Origin of the sequence: Halochromatium roseum, assembly GCF_016653315.1 — a bacterium.
GTDB lineage: Bacteria > Pseudomonadota > Gammaproteobacteria > Chromatiales > Chromatiaceae > Lamprobacter > Lamprobacter roseus.
In genome coordinates this window covers 76983-95455 of record NZ_NHSH01000076.1, presented here as the reverse complement: position 1 = coordinate 95455, position 18473 = coordinate 76983, and the positions used below count along the sequence as shown (strand labels likewise).

Here is an 18473-nt window from a genome sequence, read left to right as displayed (position 1 = left end):
TTCACGACACTGTTGGACAGTGACAATGTGCCGTTCTCAACCCAACCGAATCGATGTTGACCATGCCTAGCTTCAATCCGCCGGTGCTCAGTGACCACGCGCTACAACAACTGCTGGCCGAGGATGTTCCCTTTGGCGACCTCACCAGCGAATCGCTCGCCATCACCGCCAAGCTCGGCAACATCCGTTTCTTCGCTCGCGACCCAATGCACGTCTGCGGCGTTGAGGAAGCGGTGCGGATGTTCCAGCTCTGCGGCGCCGAAGCCGAGGCGCACGTTGCCTCTGGCGCCGAGGCCGCTCCAGAAACGCTACTGCTCGAGGCGCATGGCAGCGCTGGCGCACTGCATCAAGGCTGGAAGACAGCGCAGACGCTGATGGAATGGTGTGGTGGCATCGCCAGCAGTGCTGCCGCCATCGTCGCCGCCGCGCGACGCGGTGATCCGAACGCGATGGTGGCTGGTACGCGCAAGAATGTCCCTGGTAATCGTCGGCTCGCGGTCAAGGCCTTCAAGGCCGGCGGTGCGGTGATGCACCGCAATGGCCTCTCGGAGACGCTGTTGATCTTCGCCGAGCATCGGCTGTTCCTCGGCGATGAGCCGCCAGAGCAGACGCTAGCCCGGCTTCGCCAGCAGTGTCCGGAGAAGCGGGTCGTGGTCGAGGTAGCGACACCCGAGGAGGCGCTGACCTGGGCCGATGCGGACGTGCTGCAGCTGGAGAAGTTCACCATCGAGCAGGTGACTGAGACCGTCGCTGCACTCGCCGCGCGTGGCTCGCAGGCCGTGGTGGGCGCGGCCGGTGGCATCAACGCCAAGAACGCCGAAGACTACGCCCGCGCCGGTGCGCGATTGCTGGTGACCACGGCACCGCACCTGGCGCCGCCACGCGATGTGCAAGTGCGGTTTTTCAACCCGAGATCGCCGTTCCCTCAGGAATAGCGAACTCGCGATCACCATCAGGTTACACTGCCCTTGTTCGCAATCGCCTCAACGCTGGACTCAGGGCAAGACCGATCGACATGACCCCCGCAGAGCTACTGCAACGCATCCGCCTGGGCGAAGACTCCGCGCTGGAGCTGAAACAGGTCAGGCTCACCGATGCCGGCAAGGTCAAGGCACCGCATGCCGACAGCTTATCGGATGAACTGGCGGCGCTCGGCAATGCCGGCGGCGGCATGCTGGTGCTCGGTGTGGATGATAAGAGCCGGGTTGTTACAGGCATCCCGCTGCAGCACCTCGACCGCGTCGAAGACTGGCTCACCGCGCTCTGCACCGATCGCATCAAGCCACCATTAGATGTCCTGACCCGGCATCTGGAACTACCTGATGCCACCGGCGCGGCGCGCCCGGTGATCCTCGTCGAGGTGCCCCGCAGCCTGTGGGTGCATCAGAGCGCGAACGGCTATTTTCGTCGCCTCGGTCATGCCAAACGGGAACTCGCGCCGGACGCGCTCGCGCGTCTCTTCCAACAACGCAGTCAAGCGCGACTGATCCGCTTCGAGGAACAGGAGGTTCCCGGCTGTGGTTTCGATGACTTCGACGCGCTCCTGCTGCGACGCTTCCTGAAGGTCGAGCAAGGCGACCCCATCGCCCAACTGAGCCGACTGCACCTGTTGCGCGAGGTCGCCGGCGAGCCACGGCCGACCGTGGCCGGCGTGCTGCTGTGCACCACCGAGCCTGCGCGTTGGCTGCGCAATGCCGAGATCATCGCCGTCGCCCATACCGGGACCGAGAACGACCCGAACGCGCAGATCGATGCCCGCGACATCGGCGGGCCGCTCGACCGGCAGATCCTGGATGCCTTCCATTTCGTCCAACGCAATATGCGCACGGCAGCACGCAAACCGCTCGGCCGCATCGATTATCCCCAATACGCGGTCGCGGCCCTGTTTGAGGCCATCGTCAATGCCGTCGCCCATCGCGACTACTCGCTGCACGGCCAACGCATCCGGCTGTTCATGTACAGCGACCGCCTCGAAATCCACTCGCCAGGGGCGCTGCCGAATACCCTGTCCCTGGAGTCCATGACCCGGCTTTCGGTCCCGCGCAATGAGGTGCTCACCAGTCTCTTTGGTCGCTACTATCCGGTCGAAGACCCACGCCTCGGCAAGAGCTTCTTGATGGACCGGCGCGGCTTTGGCGTCGAGACCATCCTGCGCGAGAGCACGCAGCTGTCCGGTATTTGCCCGCTCTACGAGCAGATCGATGACCTTGAGCTGTGCTTGACCCTCTACGCCGCGGCGATGCCGACGGCCCTCGCTGAAGGCCGGGTTTAGGATTCAGCCGTCCGGCAAGCACTGACTGATCGGCGCAATGGTGGAATCCGACGATTCCCGACCTCGAGGCCTGCTCAGGCTTGGCGTCCGCTCACGGGCTTGGCCACGGCAATGCAAAACGCCCGGCTGCCGTGGCGCGCCAAGGTCGTGAGCTCCTCCAGTTCCAGCCCGGCGGCATTGATCTGCGCCCTGAGTTCCGGTTCATAGGTCACGCGACCGAACTCGATACTCGTCACCCGCTTCAGCATCGGCTTGAGGATCTCCATCCAGCGGTCGGGTCGCATCTGAATGGTCTGGGTCAAGTAGAGACGTCCGTCCTCGCTCAACAGCGCCGAGCAATGCCGCAGCGCCTGCTCTGGCTCGGCAAGCAGCATGAAGCTCCCGGAGAAATAGACCGCATCGTAGGGTCCGCCTTGGTGATCGTAGACGCATTCGAGACGGACCTCGGCGCTCTTCGCCAGCGGCGAATCCCGCAGCCTGCGCTGGGCGCGCTTGACATAGTCGGCATCGATATCGATACCGGTCACGCGCAGTCCCTTGTGCTTCACCAGATCGCCGTTCGCCAGCAGAGCGCCGGCAGTGCCGATGCCGACGTCCAGTATCGCAGCGCCCTCGGGCAGGCGCCTGAGCACCTCCGCGTACCACTGGGACGTGAGTCTGAGGATCAATGCGTCGTAGATATAGCTGCGCATCATGGGCTCGAGGTGAATGGCGTCAACAACATCAGATGACCCGGCTGAGCAGGTCATCAAGAGGCGGAAATGGAGCTTATTGTCCTGATTTCAGGGTTCGCGTGGAGGCTGTGTTTGCTGCATGTCGGTCTCAGCAGTAGCGCCAATGGCCAAGGGCCAAGGGCCAAGGGCCACAAGCTGGCATACAAAGTTGCCGCATTTCAACTTAGTCGCTCACTCCGATGATCACGCTTGCGGGGTCAAACAGCGCGCAAGCCGATGTTTGTTCACTGATCCCGAGCGGCTCCAGACGCTCGGCATCGATCAGGCCGCGTATCGTGATACCGGCTTCAAGTGCGATGACCACCTCGGCCGGGCCATCGCTGCGGGTGATGCGCTGGACCTGCCCGCAGAGCCGATTGAGACCAAGATCGGAGATGCCGGTGCGGGTGCCATGACTGGAGCTGAAACTTGGGCTGGAAATCGAGCTGGGGCTGGGGCTCTGGTTGAGGCGAGTGTCAACGCTTGAGCTAGGTCTCGAGTGAGTGCCGATCCTTGAGCGAGCGCAGGCGGTTTCCGGCTCGATCCGCACGGCCACGGCCTTGATCAACGCCCAGACATGGCGCCCGGGCTTGAGCCCAAGACAGTCGACACTCTCATTGGTCACGCCAGCGCGGACCCGCGCACCACCCTGAATCGCGATCTCGACCTCGGCATCCACCGGTCGCGCGGTGACGGAGACGATCTGGCCGATGAACTGATTTCGGGCGCTGGTGCGCAAGGCCAATCGCTGCAGCATCGCGACACCGGCCTCGCGGTCGCCCAGCGCTGCATTCACGCTCTCCAAGAAACGCTGGTACTCGGCGGAGAGGGTGCGATAGGCCGCAATCAGACGCCGACCTTCATCGGTGAGTCGTGCGCCGCCCCCACCCCGCCCGCCGGTCGCCGTCGCCACCACCGGCGTCGGGGCGAGGTTGTTCATCGCGTCGACCGCATCCCAGGCGGCCTTATAGCTGATCCCTGCTGCCTTGGCGGCTTGGGTGATCGAGCCGCGCTCGCCGATCTGCTCGAGCAGCCCGATCCGCGCCTCGCCCAGGAAGGCGACCTCGCCGACGCTGAGCCAGAGTTCGCCGCCGACGTTGACGGAGGTCGCTCGCGCTCCCGAAGAGGCAGCCTGAGGCCGTTTGGGCGGCTTATCCATAGATAATCGTGATGTATTTTATCGAAACCATAGATTTTTACTTTCCAGAGCCGAGCACTAGGTTATGCCTGCACCGACAACCAATGGGCCTTGGCCCGGGAGGAGCAGATGTCATCGACACTCGTCACCACTGCCGCTGTCGCGGCACCACTAGCGCTCTGGCTCACCGCCATGGTGCCGGGCGAGACGGCGAATCGCCATGGCGCACTGATGGCCCGCGCCGCCAACGGCGCCGCCTGGCTGGCCTTTGCCTTCGCCATCATGAGTCTCATCGGCCATGGCTTCGGGCCGGCAGAGACTGTCACCTTCTTGTCCATCGGCCTACCCTTCGGCATTGGCGATTTTGCGATCGGTGTGCTGGTCAACGGCGTGACCGTGATCATGCTTGCCCTGGTGTCGCTGGTCGGCGCCATCGTCTCGACCTACTCGCGTAACTATATGGCAGGCGAGACGCGCGAGGGGCACTTCCACAAGTGGATGCTGATGACCCTGGCGTCGATCCTGACCCTGATCGTCGCCAGCAACCTGCTGATGTTCGCGCTGGCCTGGATGGCGACCAGCCTCTGCCTGCATCGGCTGCTGGTGTTCTACCCGGAGCGCCCGGCGGCGTTGATGGCCGCGCACAAGAAGTTCGTGTTCAGCCGCATCGGCGATGCCAGCCTACTGATCGCGGTACTCTTGATCGGCGGCACCCTGCAGACGCTCGACTTCCAGTCGGTCTATGCCGCGATGGCCGCGCTCGAGGGGCCGCTGCCGGCCGCGCTGCACTGGGCCGCCTGGCTGGTGGTGATCAGCGCCGCGCTCAAGTGCGCGCAGTTCCCGTTCCACGGCTGGATCTTGCAGGTGATGGAGGCACCCACGCCGGTCTCGGCGCTGCTGCACGCCGGCATCGTCAACGCCGGCGCCTTCCTGGTGATCCGGATGAGCCCGATCATGTCGGCGTCCGGCTCCGCGCTGGATGGCTTGGCCATCATCGGCCTCACCACCCTCGCGATCGCGTCGCTGGTGATGTTGACCCAGACCAGCATCAAGGTCTCGTTGGCCTGGTCGACCTCGGCGCAGATGGGCTTCATGCTGCTCGAGGCCGGTCTCGGGCTCTATAGCCTGGCGCTGCTGCACCTGGTCGCGCACTCGCTCTACAAGGCCCACGCCTTCCTCGCCTCCGGCAGCAGCGTCGACGGCTTCCGCGCCCCGGCACTCAAGTTCAACGCCGGCGCCCCGCAGGCCTGGCACTGGCTGGTCGCCTTCCAGGGCGCGCTGTTGATGGCACTGATCGCCGGCTTCGCGTTCGGCATCGACCCGACCCATCAACCGGCCCTGATCGTGACCGGCGCCATCGTCGCCATCGCCGTCGCCCAGCTCCTGCTGCAGGCGCTGGTGCTCGAGGACAACGCCAAGCTGCTGCTGCGCGCAACCGCGATCGGCGCCTTCGTCTGCATCGCTTACTTCGGTCTGCATACCGCCTTCGAGCATGCGATCGCCGGCAGCATCACCCCGGTCGAGGCCAGCTTCAACGCCTTCGACATGGGCCTGAGCCTGGCCGTCATCGTGGTGTTCATCGGTCTGATCACCTTGCAGCACCTGTTCACCCGCATCCAGGGGCCGACCAGGCTGGCCATCCAGATGCACCTCTACAACGGCCTCTACGTCGACATCCTGGTGACGCGACTGATCACCCGCCTCTGGCCCATCCGCCGCGCGCCTGCACCGGCGCTGGCCTGATCCAAACAGCGAGCCCGAACAGCGAGCCCGAACAGCGAGCCCGAACAGAGAGGAGCACGACCGATGAACATGCAAGACAACCGCATCGACGATCAGACCCTCGAGCGCCAGCCGATCGGCATCAACGCCGACGGCACCCCAGCGATGTCGATGGCCCCGGCCAACCCGCCCGAGCCGACGCCGGCACCCTTGCCGGAGCAGATCGACGCCGCCTGCAACCGCATCGCGCCGGTCTGGCCGCTCGATCGCTTCGTCGCCGTGAATCCGTTTCACGGGCTGCGTGATCAGCGCTTCGAGCAGGCCGCCGAGACCATGCGGCGCATCGCCGGCGCCCGGATGTACATGCCGCGGAGCTACTATCGCGAGCAGATCGAGGCCGGACGCATCACCGACGCGGATCTCGATGCCGCCGCGGCACGCTGCGGCAGCGACCTCAGCGCCGCCGAGCTGCGTCAAGCGGCGGCCGTCGATGCGACGCCGCCGTCGGTGCCCCTATCCGCTCAGGTTCCGCTGCTGACCTCGGTACTCGATGAGCTCGACGCCGACGACTGGTCGAGCTTCGTCGTCGAGCGCATCAGCCATCATTGCGCGGCCTATTTCGACATGGGCCAGGCGACCTGGAAGCGGCCCTGGCAGGGCATGTCGCTCTATGAATCCTGGCGCCGTTTCGCCGCGCTGGACTACAGCACCACGATGATGGGCCAGGGCGGCATGCGCGCCCGGGTCAAGGCGCTGCCGGAGTTGCCGCGCGACTGCATTGATTCGGCCATTCGGCGCCTCGGCATCCCGGCCGATGCCGCGCTCGATTACATGCACGCCGCGCTGATGGACATCGGCGGCTGGGCCGCCTGGACCCGTCTGCTACGCTGGGAGCAGGAACTCATCGGCGGCGAGGACGAGACCATCGTCGAGCTGCTGGCGATCCGCCTCGCCTGGGACGTGCTGGTCTACGAGCACAAGGCCAGCCCCGAGCTGAGCAAGCGCTGGCGCGAGGTCTGCAAGCGCCTCAGCCGCGGTAAGCCGGCCGCCAAGCCGACGCCAGAGCCGCAGCACATCGAGCACATCCTGCTGACCGCCTTCGAACTCGGCTATCAACGCCAGCTGATGACGGACCTACGCAATGGGGCCAACACGAACGGCGCGCATGGCGAACGCCTCGCGACCCAGCGCCCGGTGATCCAGGCCGCGTTCTGCATCGACGTGCGCTCCGAGGTCATGCGCCGCTCGTTCGAGACCATCTGCCCGCGGGCGCAGACACTCGGCTTTGCCGGCTTCTTCGGCGTGCCGATCGAGCATGTGCCGTTCGGCGCGGTCGCGCCGCGTTCGCACATGCCGGTGCTGCTGACGCCCAAGTACCGGGTCTGCTCCGAGGTGCATGGCGCCGATACCGAGGAGGCCGAACAGGCGCTGGCGACGCAGCGCCGGCGCACTGGGATCAGCAAGTCCTGGAAGGCGTTCAAGATGGGCGCCTCGTCCTGCTTCTCGTTCGTCGAGGCCGCGGGTCTGCTGCTCTATGCGCCGAAGATCATCGCCGACAGCTTCGGCTGGGGACGGCCGGTCGCGGCGCCCGACGACCTGCACCTGGACGCGCCGCTGGAGAAGCGCGTCGGCCCGAGCCTGGACGTGCCCAACCACGGCGCCTGTTCAAGTCGGGGTTCAGCACCGGACTCGGCACACGACCATGCGCACGATCACAGCCACCACCATCGGTCAGGCATCGGCATCCCCGAGGCCGAGCGCGTCGATCTCGCCGAGGGCATCCTGCGCGCGATGTCGATGACCGACAACTTCGCCCGGCTGGTGCTGTTGGTCGGCCACGGCAGCACCGTGGTCAACAACCCGCACGCGACCGGCCTCGACTGCGGCGCCTGCGGCGGCATGACCGGTGAGGCGAGCGCACGGATCGGCGCGGCCCTGCTGAATGATCCCAAGGTGCGCCAGGGCGTCGCCGAGCGCGGCATCCGCATCCCGGACGACACCTGGTTCATCGGCGCGCAGCACGACACCTGTGTCGATGAGATCCGGCTCTACGACACCGCGGTGCTGCCGGGCGAGTACGCCGAGGAGCTGGCGCAGCTGCGCAGCTGGCTGCAGCAGGCCGGTGAGCTGACGCGGCTGTCGCGCGCGGCGCTGCTCGGGCTCGAGCACCGCTCGCGACAGGCGATCACCGCCAACATCCGCCATCGCAGCCGCGACTGGTCGCAGGTGCGCCCGGAATGGGGGCTGGCCGGCTGCGCGGCCTTCATCGCCGCCCCGCGCGAGCGCACCCACGGGCTCGATCTCGGCGGCCGGACCTTCCTGCACGACTACGACTGGACCGGTGACAGCGGCTTCGGCGTGCTCGAGCTGATCATGACCGCGCCGATGGTGGTTGCGGGCTGGATCAACCTGCAGTATTACGGCTCGACCACCGACAACCGGCGCTTCGGCAGCGGCAACAAGGTGCTGCACAATGTCGTCGGCGGCGCGATCGGCGTGCTCGAGGGCAACGCCGGCGACCTGCGCGTGGGCCTGCCGATGCAGTCATTGCACGACGGCAAGCGCTGGGTGCACGAGCCGATGCGCCTGAGCGTCTATCTGCAGGCGCCGCAGGCGCCGATCGACGACATCATCGCCAAGCACCCGCTGGTGCGCGAGATGCTCGACAACGGCTGGCTGCACCTGTTCCGGATGGACGACGATGGCGGTATCCAGCAGCGCATCCCGCACGCCGGCTGGCAGGCGGTGCCGAGTCAGTGAGCGGGCTCCTACAGCGCTGAGCGCCAGATGGCAGCAAGAGGGTGTCGGTATTGCTGACCTGATGCACGAGAGAGGTTGCACTGGCCAAGGATGGCCAGCGCGGCATTCATCCCAACCCGAGCACGTGTCGCTCCCAACCCGAGCGCGTATCGATCCCAATCCAATCCGAGCGCAGTTTGCGTCGCAATCAGAAGAGAGCAAGATCATGAGCGAGGCCCTACAAACCGCGATTGCCCGCCAGCGCATGCTCCTGCACGCGCGGCTATCGGATGCCCTTTCCCGGCTCGAGACAGCGTGCCGCGACGCATGGGGCGATCGCAGCGCATTGGAGCAGTCTTTGAGCAAGGCGATGGAGAGACTGCCGTACTGTAAGTACCTCTACCTACTCGACCACGAGGCCCGGCAGATCACCGCCAATGTCTCGCCCGGCGGCCTGCTGCCGGAGCACTTCGGCCGCGACCGCACAACCCGGCCGTACATGGCCGACGCCATCGCCGGCGCCGCCTTCTCGCTGTCATCGGCCTATCTCAGCCGCAACAACCGGCGCCCGTCGCTGACCGCGATGCAGCGGCTCACGCGCGAGGACGGCACGCTGCTCGGCTACCTCGGCGCCGACTTCGACCTGCGCGACCTGCCCTTGACCCGAGAACTCTACCGGCAATCCGACCGATGGCTGCAGCTCAAGGGCGACCCGGCGATCCGCGGCGCCCTGTTCTACCAGCAGCGCGTCGACAGCCTGATGGACGGGCGCATCGACGAGATCCTGGACCTGATCGCCGAGCTGATCCGCTCCCACGGCGTCTTCCACGGCAAGCTGCATTTCTCGAGCTCGCGCGCGACGCTCTGGCTGCTGGATGACCCCTACCATTTCCGGGTGCTCGACTACGAGGACCTGAGCGATCCGGCTATCTGCCTGGCCTATCCACAGCGCGCCTACCCCGACGAGGCGGCGATCCCGGCTGAACGCGTCAAGGCCGTGTTCGATCAGTTCCGCGAGTTGCGTTACATGGACGAGAACATCTACCTGCGCTCGGGCTCGCTGAACATCATGAACGGGATCGTCTCGCTCAACTTCTCCTGCGACGGCTCGCACTACATGCGCTGGGACGAGTTCCTCGACAAGCGGATGGACTTCTGGCTCGGCTCCTCGGCGCTGACCTGCACCGAGCAGCCTGCTGCTTGAGTCTAGGCTGTGAGTCCAAGCTAAAAGCCATACCAGCCCGCGTATGCGGGCTGTTCAATCAGAGCACCGCGCGATGGGGCTTGACTCAACTCCGAGGTGCCCACCAACGCGACAGACGCTGGGAGAAGGTGCGATCGGGCACGCCCTCATAATGCGAGACATCGTTGAACAGCCTGAGACGGGCCCGGACCGGACTCACGAAGTCGAGGATATTCAACGCGGCCGGGCTCTGATCGAGCCGATCCCGATAGCCGCGCGCATCGAACCCAAGCAGACTACTGATCAACAATCGGTTGGTACCCTTGTGGCAGACCACCAGCACTGAGCCATGCTGATGCTGCTCAATGATCCGGCGCACGACCGGTAGTGCACGCGCGAGGACGTGGACACCGGATTCGCCATCGCGGGGCGCCACCGTGAGCGGGTCTTCCTGCCAATCCTCATACTCATCGCCGTACTGGGCCTCAACCTCGGCGCGGGTCTTTCCTTCCCAGTGACCATAGTCGATCTCGCGCAGCGCCGAATCCACGCGCACCTCAGCGCCATGCGGCTTGGCCAGAATCCGTGCCGTCTCCACCGTGCGTCCCATCGGACTGGCATAGACGGCATCGATCTGCTCGTCGGCAAGACGATTGGCGAGGTTTGCGACCTGCTTTCGCCCCTCCTCGGAGAGCGGCACATCGGTCGCCCCCGAGAAGCGGTCTTCTGCCGTCAGCTCCGTCGCACCGTGGCGAACCAAGAAAAGTCGCGTTGGCATGGTCGTCACCCAGTTGATCTCTAGACTTGGTGATTATGCGGTCATGGCTTCATATCGCAAAGCCCAATGCGACCCTGTGCTCGCCAAGCGCAGGTATAGCAGACTCAGTGGCTGTCCATTGTCTACTTCCCGGTCATCGCTCAACCATGGCCCTCAAATCGGGCTTCTCACGGGGTGCCAGACTACTGCCCTGTATTTCAGTCGTGCTGTTGCCGTCGTCCTGCTCCCTCCTTCAGGATAGTCGGCCTAAGGCTCGGTGATCACATACCATCTACCCTATGACTATAGTCGGTTTAGGGACAGAGACTGTGTTTTCAGTGGAGACAGGCCATGAAAGACCTTTTGCTTTTGACGCTGTTCGTCTCGATTTCGTTCGCATGCTCGTCCCTGGCGTTAGCCCAGCCGGACGCTTCCTCAGCGAGGACGAGCCCCACAGAGACCGAGGTCCTGCTGCACGCCGACGCGCCTGGTCCCGAAGGGCGTCCGACCTTCGGCGCCGCGCGCGAGGAGGAACGCGAGCGGATGGTCGAGCGCCAGATCGCGCGACGCGGTGTCTCCGACGAGGCCGTGCTGGCGGCGATGCGCTCGGTACCGCGACATGCATTCGTGCCGCCGGATCTCCACGATCGGGCCTATGCAGACAGCCCGTTGCCAATCGGCCATGGCCAGACCATCTCGCAGCCCTTCATCGTTGCCTTCATGAGTGAAACGCTTCAACTGGCCCCAGGCGACCGCGTGCTCGAGATCGGTACCGGCTCCGGCTACCAGGCCGCGATTCTCGGCGCCATGGGCGTCGAGGTTGTGACCATCGAGATCATTCGACCACTGGCCGAGCAAGCCGCCGCCCTGCTCGACAAGCTTGGCTACGACAACATCACCGCGATCCACGGCGATGGCTACCATGGCTACCAGGCGCTTGCGCCCTACGACGCAATCATCGTCACCGCGGCCGCGCAGCACGTACCGCCACCGCTGATCGAGCAGCTCAAGCCTGGCCAGCGCATGGTGATCCCGGTCGGACGCGCCGGCTGGACTCAGAACCTACTGCTGGTGACCAAGACAGAAGAGGGCCAGACCCGGACACGCAATCTGATGTCGGTGACCTTCGTGCCCCTAACTGGCGAACAACGCACCGGCGATCGCACCGGCGATCGCAACAGCGAGCGCTGAGATGCCTGACGCAGCCCCCAGACCGCTGCACTTGGTCGCCGTCGGCGCCCTGGCCGGTTCGGTGCTGGCGTTCGAGATCGTCCTGCTGCGGCTGTTCGAGTTCAGCCATTGGCACCACTTCGCCGGACTGACCATCGCGCTGGCGCTGCTCGGGTTCGGTGCGTCGGGCACGCTGCTCAGCGTCATCGGTGAGCGCGCGGGTCGCTTCGGCGACCGCTGGCTGGTGCTGTCGCTGCTAGTCGCGGCAGCCGGTTTCTTGTTGGTGCTGTTGTTGCACGCCTGGGTCGCGCTGCGCCCGCTGATGGCGGTCTGGGATGCCTCCGAGCTGCTGCGCCTGTTGGCGATCGACTTCGCCGCCTTTATCCCATTCTTTGGCGCTGGGCTCGCGCTGGGGCAGGTCTTCGCGCGCTGGCCCAGGCACGCCGGCTGGCTGTACGCGGCTAATCTTGGCGGCTCCGGCATCGGCACCCTGCTTGGCACCCTGCTCCTGGTCGCGATGATGCCCGAGGCGGCGCTGGCGCTGGTCGCTGCGCTGTTGCTGATCTTCTGCGTGCTGTTCTCGGCGCTGCGCCGCATCCGGATCGGGGTGGTATCGGCCGCGCTGCTGTTGGCCGCAGCGTCCTGGCTGACCTTGAGCCCGCCCGAGCCTGCGATCTCCGACTTCAAAGCGCTCTCGCGCGTGCTCGCGCTACCGGATACCGAGATTCTGGAGCAGCGCCCCGGGCTGGCGGGACGACTGACTGTCGTGCGCTCATCCAGCCTGCGCTCGGCACCGGGCCTGAGCCTGAACTGGACTGGCCGAGTGGCGGCCTCAGACGCGGCCATCGTCGGCAGTGACCGGCTGGTGCCGATCGAGCGCGATTATCGACAGGCGCCAGACCAGTCGGAGGCCTCGCTGACCGCCTTGGCCCTGCAGATGCGCCCCAACGGCCGGGTCGCAGTGCTCGGCAGCAGCAGCTGGGCGACCCCCGCGCACGCGGTCGGCCGGCCATTGAGCTGGGTCGAGCCCGACCGCCGCCTGCCGGCGCTGGCCATCAAGCGCGGCCTGGCGGTCGATGCCATCCAGGACAGTCCTGTCCGCTTTCTGACCACGAACCGCGATTCATTCGCCGTCATCGCGCTCGATCGCACCTTCGACGGCTCCGGCGCGGCAACCGAAGACTATCTGCTCACGCGCCAGGGTCTGCGCACGGCGCTTGCCCGACTCGACGACAACGGCCTGCTGGCGATTCCGCTGCAGCTCGATTACCCACCGCGGCAGGGGCCGCGCATGCTAGCGACCGTTGCCGCGAGCCTGCGCGCGGCCGGCATCGATGAGCCCGCCAACCACGTCGCCGCGCTGCGCGGCATGCAGGCGCTGCTGATCCTGGTCTCGCCGCAACCGCTGACCGACGCGGACCTGAACCTGATCCGCAGCTTCGCCGAGCGCTGGAGCTTCGACCGGGTCTGGCATCGCGGGCTCGACGCGCAGGAGGTCAACCGCTATCACCTGCTCGAGACGCCGATCTTCTTCGAGGCCGCCCAGGCGGTGTTCAGCGAGACCGCCATGCCCGAGCAGGCACGCTGGTTCGAGACCGGCGCAGTCGGGATCAACCGGCCGTATTTCTGGCACGCGATGCAGTGGTCGACCATCCCGCGCTTGTTCGAGAGGCTCGGCGCGCGGGCGGCCAGCTACCTGGACTGGACGCTGGTGATGTCGGCCGTGACACTGGTCGTCGCGACCCTGGCGGCCGCGCTGCTGATCCTGGCACCGCTAGGACGCATGCCGCGTGCCTCAGCGGCCTTCACACGCGCCGAGGTCATCGGCTATTTCGGGCTGCTGGGGTTCGGCTTCATGCTGGTCGAGCTTGCGCTGCTGCAGCGCACGATCGCCTTCGTCGAGCTGCCGGTGCTGGCTGCGGCGGTGATCTTCGCCGTCTTCATGATCGGTGCCGGCATCGGCAGCGCGATGCCCACGCGGCGCTGCGGTGCCGACGCCTTGCCGCCGATCTTCGGCGCCTTGGCGATCGGCGGCGGCATCGCAGTGCTAGCCTTCTGGTGGCCCGGCCAGCCCCTGCTGGCACTGCCGCTGTTCGCGCGCATCCCGCTCCTGGCGGCATTGCTGTTGCCGATGACCTGGGCCATGGGCCGGCCGTTTCCCTGGGCACTGCAGCACCTGGTCGGCACCCGCAGCTGGCAGTCTTGGAGCTGGGCGATCAACGGCTTTGCCTCGGTGCTGGCGGCATCGACGGCGACGCTGCTCTCGGTCCAGGCCGGTCAGCCGGTCACGCTGCTGGCCGGCATCGGCTGCTACCTCGGCGCCTGGCTGATCGCCAGGCGCGGGGCTAGGCGGCTGGAGCCTGTTGTGGCGCCCGGCGCGCCTTAATCAAACCGCGCAGCAGCAGGAAGAGCAGCAGCGCATTGAGGACGTGCCAAAAAAAGTGCAGGCCGAGTGGTAGCATCCCGCAAAGCGCCACGTCGAGGGTCCGGAAGGTCAATGAGCCAATGAACAGGAGGCAGGCGGCCAGGAGCGTCGGTGCGAGCGGATCAGTGCGGCGGCGCAGGACCCACCAAAACCCGCCCAGGAATGCGAGCGCCGGCAGGTAGCCGACCGAGCCATTGAGCAGCTCGGGGCCAGTGAGAGCAACCAGCCCGATGCTGAGTACCTGATAGCTGAGCCAGAGCCCCGCCAGCGCGAGCGGCCGCAGCCTGAGCACCCGCCAGCCGAAGCTGAGCAGGTAGAGGTTGATGAAGAGCGTGATCGGAATGACGTCGGCAAGCACCGCCCAGCCGGTGGCGAAGCTGTGCCAAAGTGCGCTACCGATGCCAATCGCCCCAAGCAACAGGATCAGCAGGCCGAGATCCCAACTGTTGCTCAGCCCGAGATCGGGCTCGGCGGCAAGCCGTCGCGCGGCCAAGACCGCGGCAATAACGAAGGCCGCATTCGTGATCAGGTTGATCGGCTCGGCAAGCAGTCCGGCGGCACCGGCGCGCTCGCAGTAGGTATCCAGCATCGTCATGCGCGAGTCAAATCAACTCGCCGATCGCCCCGAACGGTTGACTCGGAGGGCGCCCATTCGACGACACCGAACCGTCGAGCCAGATCTGCCTTGTGCTCGGCGAGAAGCTTCAAAGTTTGGTCTCGGTTCACGTTTTCGCCCTTTGTGGTACCGAAGTCGTGCATGACGCCAATTGCCATTTAGTATGCACGTTGGATGCAGAAGCCGGCATTTTCGACGCTTTTTCGATATCCCGGGTCGAGTGACAACTGCGGACAAGAGCGTCCAGCGAGGCTGCAAGGTATCGAGCAGCCGGCGCTGCAGCGCTCGACATCAGCGTCATCGACAGGTCGTACTCGCTCGGGCTGGCTGAACGCCCCGGAACGCACTAGGGTTCTAGGCCGCCAGGATGTAGCCAAGATCGATCTCGATTTCGTCGAACGGTGGGATTCGTGCACGCTGCTGATGATCCATCGTAGCGATGACGCGATAGCGGCCAGCCTCAAGTTGATGGGTAACCAGCTTGCGCTCCTCCGGCCAGATCAGCCAGTAGTCAGGCACCTGGTGGCGTTGCAAGAGCAGTGGAATCTGTTGTGTGTCCTTACGCTCATGGCCAGGTGAGACGATCTCGCAGACCCAATCCGGCGGCAGGTCAATCAAACCACGCGGCAAGCTCGACAACCGTGATTTACGCCATCCGGCCAGATCATGGGCCGGGCACTCGTGCGGCTCGTAAGCAACGCTGGCCTCGGTGAGAATCCACCAGCCATCGGGTCCGGAGCGGCGATTGAATGGCCCGAGCTCCTCGCGCGTATTGCCTTGAGCCTGCGCGTGATACGGCCGCGTCATCGGGCGCCGAACGATCTCTCCGTCGATCAGTTCAACCTGCTCGTCGGCGCTGTGCAGTAGATCATCAATGGTTGCGAGCTTGAGCGCTTCCACGGTGACACCTTGGATCGATTGGTGCGCACTAGCATATCAACTCCAACGACAGCTCACCGCATCCTGCCCCGGTCCCAGCCGGTAGCTCGACGCAGGCTACAGGTGCGTGTGAGCGCGCCATTCCGGGCGCCCTAGGCTTGCGCGATGCCCGCGTTGGACGTCACATACCGCCGAGCCCTGGGGCCATTGCGTGACAATGCCGCAGGATAGCTTCGATACCCTGTCACCCAGACGGGCCGCTCATTGCGGCAACGCCTTGAAGAGGCCGGCTTCGATCCTGGTTTCGCGGAGCATCGGGATGATCGCGTTCCAGAGGTCCTGACACCAACGCTGCACGTCGGTCCGCCGTTCATCGGTGATGGCTTGGCGTTCGGCGAGATACTCGGCAAACCAATGGATCGCGTTGATCGAGCCGAGTGCCACTGTCGGGTTGGGGGAGAACAGCTCGCGCGCGTTGTCGGCCAGGGTTCGGTCGAGTAACTGCTTGGTAAAGGTGAAAGGCTGCTTCGGCCTCTTGCCTTCTGGCACGACCCGCAGCAGATATCGCCTGACCTGGTCCCGATAGAAGTGGGCCTTCATCCAGCTCATGCCCTGTTCCCGGTGCAGCCAGCCCATGAAGTTGCGCGTGATCCCATCGTAGTACTGCGCAACATCCTCAGTGGCATCGAAGGCCTCGAAGTGCTCCCTGCCCAGATCGCCGGTGATTTCTTGCATCAGTGTTTGTAGATGCCGCGGATCGTACCATTCGGGTCTCAGCGGAGCCCGAATACCCTTCAAGCGCTCGACCAATCCCTGCAGATCGGTCGCTGTCGGCTCGCCATTCAAAGAGGATGCGAGATAGCCGAGTATCAGCGGCTCCAACAGCTCCCCACCGCCGAGGACGTTCGGGGAGCGGAACAACGGATAGTAGGTCGCCTCGATCAGACGCATCACCACCGCATCACACTCGGCCACCATGAGGAATTCGAGCAGCTGGAAGAGATTGTCGACGCCTTCCTCGGGATACTCCTCCAGCCAGGGCAAGTAGTCCTCGATGCCTGCCGAGCAGCCACGCTCGACGACCTCGTAGACGATGAGGTCTCGATCAAAGTAGCTGTAGCTCTTGAGATAGGCACGAGGAAATCTCTGGCGTATCTCCTTGAGCAGCTCGATATAGTCGCCGGCTCGGCCCTCCTTGACGAGCTGTGCACCCAGCTCGAACAGCACTTCATGGTGCAGCTCGAGGTTTTCGACCAGGCTTGGGTGCGCTTGTAAGAACCCGCGCAGGTGCCGAAGGATGTCATCAGACTCCTTCATCGTCTTGTAGTCGGTCCACCAGGCGTTCACCAACGCCTCTTCCTGCTCGCTGATCTCGGGCACATCATCGCCGATGGTCTTGGCGACATAGGGCTCTTGGTCGATCTCCGCGTACGGCGTCCCGTCGAGCGCCTCCGGCTCATCCGAATCGTCGTAGAGGTCGGTCCGGACTTGGATGTCCTCGAAGAGCGCGCTCAGGTCATCTGGCCGCGTCTCCTCGATGCGTCGTTTCTCGTCCTGCGCGAGGCAGCACTTCTTGTACTTCTTGCCGCTGCCGCAGGGGCAGGGATCATTTCGTCCAAGCTTACTCATAATTTTAGGGGGCTCTAATCGTCAGTCACGCGTCCCCGGCGCCATGAACTCAGGCCCGACAGGATCGGTGACATGCTCGGCAATGATGGCGTCGATGCGCTCGCGCGTGCTGTCGTCGAGCTGCCAACCGTCGATGCTGCTGACAGCGTCGAGCTGCGCCGGGCGACGGGCACCCCAGAGCGCAACGCTATGCCCAGGCTGGTCGAGCAGCCAACGCAGCGCCAGGGCCATGACGTCTTTGCCGGCGTACTCTTGGGCAAAGGCATCAAGCGCTGCGACAGCGGCGAGGTATTGATCGAAACGGGGTTGTTGAAACTTGGGGTCCGACTGTCGCAGGTCATCGCCCTCGAACTCCCGATCCGGCGTCATCCGTCCACTGAGGAGCCCACGGCAGAGCGCGCCATAGGTGACTATGCCGATGCCGTGCTCGGCACAGTATGGCAGCACCTCATCGCCCAAGTCGCGCTCGAATAGGTTGTACGGCGGCTGGTTGGCATGCAAGGGTGCGACGGCACGGAAGGCGTCCATCTGCGCGGCATTGTAATTGGAGACGCCTATTGCCCGAATCTTACCGGCCTGCAGCAGATCATCCATCGCCCGTGCGGTTTCCTCGATCGGCGTCTTCGGGTCCGGCCAATGCACCTGGTAGAGGTCGATGCGGTCCGTTTGCAGCCGGCGCAGCGAGTCGTCGACCTCGCGCATGATCCGCTCCCGGGTCGCCTCGCGCCAGACCTGCTGATGATCATCGGACCAGTTCAGGCCGCACTTGGTCGCCAGTACGACCTTGTCGCGCAGGCCATGACGCCGTAGGGCATCGCCGACGATCTCCTCGGAGCGGCCCATGCCGTAGACCGCTGCCGTGTCGATGAAGGTGATCCCGAGCTCGACGGCATGCCGGATGGTCTCGACCGATTGCTCATGGTCGGTGCCGCCCCACATCCAGCCGCCGATGGCCCAGGTGCCGAGCCCGATGCGTGAAACCTCGATACCGCTATCGCCGAGGGTGGTGTATTCCATGAGAGCTGCCTCTGAGTTGGGTGTCGATGGCAATGACCTGCTGGCGTATCGAACGGCGCCACCTGAAGGTCCGGTTGCCGTTGCATGGACGATACCCTAACAAAGGGAGGATGCCGGCGGTCAAGATCAGACTCTGCGCGACGGGCGCGAACCAAGACCGCCTCCCCGCAACGGCCATCCGCAACGCGTTTGACGGAAATAGCCGCGCACACA

General features: G+C 65.0%; 14 protein-coding genes. 7 read left to right on the top strand and 7 right to left on the bottom strand.

The window, feature by feature from the left end; all coding sequences use genetic code 11:
- Nucleotides 1–62: 62 nt before the first annotated feature.
- Together modD and CCR96_RS21515 are read left to right on the top strand one after the other, a co-directional pair.
- Entirely contained in the window at nucleotides 63–935 is an 873-nt protein-coding gene (gene modD, locus CCR96_RS21520) for a ModD protein (RefSeq protein WP_201223496.1), read from the top strand.
- A gap of 80 nt (nucleotides 936–1015) precedes the next feature.
- Nucleotides 1016–2272: an ATP-binding protein gene (locus CCR96_RS21515; protein ID WP_201223494.1), complete on the top strand. Its 1257-nt coding sequence runs from the start codon at nucleotides 1016–1018 to the stop codon at nucleotides 2270–2272.
- 74 nt (nucleotides 2273–2346) lie between these two features.
- Here CCR96_RS21515 and CCR96_RS21510 read toward each other — a convergent pair whose 3' ends face one another.
- Both CCR96_RS21510 and CCR96_RS21505 read right to left on the bottom strand, forming a co-directional pair.
- A complete protein-coding gene (locus CCR96_RS21510; protein WP_201223615.1) occupies nucleotides 2347–2964 on the bottom strand; it encodes a class I SAM-dependent methyltransferase in 618 nt (205 codons plus the stop codon).
- A 205-nt stretch (nucleotides 2965–3169) separates the two neighbouring features.
- Nucleotides 3170–4144: a TOBE domain-containing protein gene (locus CCR96_RS21505; RefSeq protein ID WP_201223492.1), complete on the bottom strand. Its 975-nt coding sequence runs from the start codon at nucleotides 4142–4144 to the stop codon at nucleotides 3170–3172.
- A gap of 108 nt (nucleotides 4145–4252) precedes the next feature.
- Here CCR96_RS21505 and CCR96_RS21500 point away from each other — a divergent pair, with 108 nt between their 5' ends.
- From CCR96_RS21500 to CCR96_RS21490, 3 genes are all read left to right on the top strand, one after another.
- Nucleotides 4253–5866, top strand: coding sequence for an NADH-quinone oxidoreductase subunit L (locus CCR96_RS21500; protein WP_201223490.1), 1614 nt, complete (start codon nucleotides 4253–4255; stop codon nucleotides 5864–5866).
- A 63-nt stretch (nucleotides 5867–5929) separates the two neighbouring features.
- Nucleotides 5930–8605 (top strand): YbcC family protein, encoded by a 2676-nt coding sequence (locus CCR96_RS21495; RefSeq protein ID WP_201223488.1) that lies wholly within the window; start codon nucleotides 5930–5932, stop codon nucleotides 8603–8605.
- A 205-nt stretch (nucleotides 8606–8810) separates the two neighbouring features.
- Nucleotides 8811–9788, top strand: coding sequence for a PDC sensor domain-containing protein (locus tag CCR96_RS21490; RefSeq protein WP_201223486.1), 978 nt, complete (start codon nucleotides 8811–8813; stop codon nucleotides 9786–9788).
- Nucleotides 9789–9873: 85 nt separating this feature from the next.
- Here CCR96_RS21490 and CCR96_RS21485 read toward each other — a convergent pair whose 3' ends face one another.
- Nucleotides 9874–10545, bottom strand: a complete 672-nt coding sequence (locus tag CCR96_RS21485) for a histidine phosphatase family protein (protein ID WP_201223484.1) — start codon at nucleotides 10543–10545, stop codon at nucleotides 9874–9876.
- Between the two features lie 330 nt (nucleotides 10546–10875).
- On the opposite strand from CCR96_RS21485, the gene CCR96_RS21480 reads away from it, so the two are divergent.
- Entirely contained in the window at nucleotides 10876–11715 is an 840-nt protein-coding gene (locus CCR96_RS21480; RefSeq protein WP_201223482.1) for a protein-L-isoaspartate(D-aspartate) O-methyltransferase, read from the top strand.
- 1 nt (nucleotide 11716) lies between these two features.
- The gene (locus CCR96_RS21475; protein WP_201223480.1) at nucleotides 11717–14080 is read left to right on the top strand and encodes a hypothetical protein; all 2364 of its coding nucleotides are present in this window, start codon (nucleotides 11717–11719) and stop codon (nucleotides 14078–14080) included.
- Here CCR96_RS21475 and CCR96_RS21470 read toward each other — a convergent pair.
- The 4 genes from CCR96_RS21470 to CCR96_RS21455 all read right to left on the bottom strand — a co-directional run bounded on the left by CCR96_RS21470 (nucleotide 14040) and on the right by CCR96_RS21455 (nucleotide 18260).
- Entirely contained in the window at nucleotides 14040–14714 is a 675-nt protein-coding gene (locus tag CCR96_RS21470; RefSeq protein ID WP_242519278.1) for a hypothetical protein, read from the bottom strand. The two genes, CCR96_RS21475 and CCR96_RS21470, sit on opposite strands and share 41 nt — an antisense overlap.
- 375 nt (nucleotides 14715–15089) lie before the next feature.
- Nucleotides 15090–15635, bottom strand: a complete 546-nt coding sequence (locus CCR96_RS21465) for a Uma2 family endonuclease (protein WP_201223479.1) — start codon at nucleotides 15633–15635, stop codon at nucleotides 15090–15092.
- A 240-nt stretch (nucleotides 15636–15875) separates the two neighbouring features.
- Nucleotides 15876–17243, bottom strand: a complete 1368-nt coding sequence (locus tag CCR96_RS24865) for a YecA family protein (RefSeq protein ID WP_242519277.1) — start codon at nucleotides 17241–17243, stop codon at nucleotides 15876–15878.
- A 21-nt stretch (nucleotides 17244–17264) separates the two neighbouring features.
- Nucleotides 17265–18260, bottom strand: a complete 996-nt coding sequence (locus tag CCR96_RS21455) for an aldo/keto reductase (protein WP_201223478.1) — start codon at nucleotides 18258–18260, stop codon at nucleotides 17265–17267.
- Between the last annotated feature and the right edge of the window lie 213 nt (nucleotides 18261–18473).